A 2,863-nucleotide genomic window follows, 5' to 3' on the forward strand; every position below is an offset into this window, starting at 1 on the left:
CAATTGGAGTCAACGCCCGGAACCTTACCAGGGGTGACAGCAGAATGACGGTCAGGTTAAAGACCTTACCTGACGCGCTGAGAGGAGGTGCATGGCCGTCGCCGGCTCGTGCCGTGAGGTGTCCTGTTAAGTCAGGAAACGAGCGAGATCCCCACCACCAGTTGCCATTCCGTCCCCTCTAGGGATGGAAGGCGAACTGGTGGGACTGCCGCCGACAAGGCGGAGGAAGGAGGGGGCTACGGCAGGTCAGTATGCCCCGAAACCCCTGGGCTACACGCGGGCTGCAATGGTGGGGACAATGGGAGCCGAACCCGAAAGGGGGAGGTAATCCTCAAACCCCACCCCAGTTATGATTGAGGGTTGCAACTCACCCTCATGAATCTGGAATCCCTAGTAACCGCGCGTCACCATCGCGCGGTGAATACGTCCCTGCCTCTTGCACACACCGCCCGTCGCTCCATCCGAGTTCGTCTCCAGTGAGGTGGCGTCTCGTTGGCGCCATCGAACTGGAGGCGGGCAAGGAGGGAGAAGTCGTAACAAGGTGGCCGTACCGGAACGTGCGGCCGGATCACCTCCTATGGAAGCCTAACTTTCCCCGGAAAGGGGATTCCGCACGGCCGACTTAGATGCAGCCCGGCAGGAAACTGCTGGGTGAAGGGTGCAGCGGGGATGGGGTACGTGGTCTGCTCCCCATCCACGCGATGTGCACCGCGCATGGGCGTGCAGACCGCTTCCGTGTTGCATCCGGCTAGGCGTACAGACGCCGCCTGGAGGATGGCTTGGCTCGAGGGGCGAGGAAGGGCGTGGCAAGCTGCGATAAGCCCCGGGGAGGCGCATGCGGCCTTAGATCCGGGGATCCCCGAATGGGACCTCCCGACGGAGCTCGAACAGGGCTCCGTCGCTCCCGGGTTTACACCTGGGAGCGCGAACTCCCCGAACGGAAACATCCAAGTAGGGGAAGGAGGAGAAATCAAACGAGATTCCCTGAGTACCGGCGAGGGAAAGGGGAAGAGCCCAAACCGAATCCCGCGCGGTGACGCGTGGGAGATGTAGCGTATATGGTCGATGGCTGCACCCTGAGTGCAGCGCAACTTCGTTCCCTAGCCGAAGTGGCCTGGGATGGTCCGCCGAAGAGGGTGATAGCCCCGTAGGTTAAAGGGAGCGGAGTGCGCGCCATCGACCCGAGTACCTGGCCTTGGATTTGGCTAGGGAAGTCGGGGGCCAACGGCCTCCAAGGCTAAATACCTCTCGAGACCGATAGCGAACTAAGTACCGTGAGGGAACGCTGAAAAGTGCCCCGAGAGGGGGGTGAAAAGAGCCTGAAACCAGGCGGCTACATCGCGCGCCGCTCGAAAGGATCGTGCCGGTCTGGGCCTCGCAAGGGGCTTGGATCGCCGCGATCCAGGGTGGCGCGTTCCGTTTCGAACAACGGGCCAGGGAGTTCATCTTCACGGCAAGTTTAAGGGCCGAAAGCCCGAAGGCGAAGGGAAACCGAAATTCCGCAGCCTCCTTCGGGAGGTGAGGGAAGGGGTCTGAAAGGGCCTCGTAGCCGTGGGGGTGAGACTAGAAACCGGACGATCTAGCCCTGGGCAGGGTGAAGCCGGGGGAAACCCCGGTGGAGGCCCGTAGGGGTGCTGACGTGCAATTCGCGTCCTCAGACCTGGGGCTAGGGGCCAAAAGCCAATCTAGTCCGGTGATAGCTAGTTCCCGCCGAAGCAGATCGCAGTCTGGCCTGGGCTGAGGTGGCCGGTGCCGTAGAGCACCGATAGGGGGGCAAGGGGCGTTATGCCCCACTCCCCTTTCGAACTCCGAAGGTGCCGGCTCCCAAGAAGCCCGGAGACGGGCTTGTGAGGGGTAAGCCCCACAGCCGAGAGGGGAACAACCCAGACCGGGGTTAAGGTCCCTAAGTGCCGGCTAAGTGTCAAACTGAAGGGCGTCCCTCCGCTAAGACAGCAGGGAGGTAGGCTCAGAAGCAGCCATCCTTTAAAGAGTGCGTAACAGCTCACCTGCCGAGCGGGGGGGCCCCGAAAATGGACGGGGCTAAGTCGGCCACCGAGACCTCGGGTCACCCTCAGTAGAGGGTGGGCGGTAGGCGGGCGCGGAGATTGGGCGGAAGCGGGGCCGTGAGGTCCCGTGGACCGATCTCCGTTGCAGATCCTGGCGGTAGTAACAGCCTAGCCGGGTTAAAACCCCGGCCGCCGGAAGGGCCAGGTTTTCTTGGCGACGCGCAGTCGGCCAAGAGTTAGCCGGTCCTAAGGATGCCCCGAAAGGGTGCGTCCGAATGGGAAGCCGGTTAATATTCCGGCGCCGCGGTGTCTCCGTGCGCCCCTCGTGGGCGCGCATCTCATCTCGTCGCCTCCGGATAGGGGGAGTGGGGTCGCCGCCCCATCTAACTGTCCGAGCTCGGAGGAGTGCCGTAATGGCGAGAACCCGAGCGAGGCAGGAATGGCCCGCCTTAGCGGGTTCCCTCGATTCCGGGGGACCATGAAAGCGGGATGGGAGAGGAGTCACCGCGACCGTACCGAGAACCGACACTGGTGCCCTGGCTGTGAAGGCTAAGGCGTGTCGGGGGCACGGGGGGCGAGGGAACTCGGCAAATTGGCCCCGTAACTTCGGGAGAAGGGGTGCCTGCGATCTTGGGTGAAAGCTCGGGATCGCAGGTCGCAGTGGCAAGGGGGTCCCGACTGTTTAATAAAAACACAGGTGGCTGCTAGCCCGAAAGGGTTTGTACAGCCGCTGAATCCTGGCCAGTGGGGGCACCTGAAACCCGGGTTCAACCGGGCCAAGGGCCTCTAAACGCCGGGAGTAACTCTGACTCTCTTAAGGTAGCCAAATGCCTTGTCGGGTAAGTTCCGACGCGCAT

2 rRNA genes are annotated in these 2,863 nt (G+C 62.6%); both read left to right on the forward strand.

The window, feature by feature from the left end:
* Positions 1–577, forward strand: a 16S ribosomal RNA gene (locus tag ACP5PX_RS07685); the annotation flags it as partial.
* Between the two features lie 169 nt (positions 578–746).
* Positions 747–2,863 (forward strand): 23S ribosomal RNA (locus ACP5PX_RS07690); the annotation flags it as partial.

It is taken from the genome of Hadarchaeum sp. (SeqCode) (assembly GCF_049969415.1).
GTDB lineage: Archaea > Hadarchaeota > Hadarchaeia > Hadarchaeales > Hadarchaeaceae > Hadarchaeum.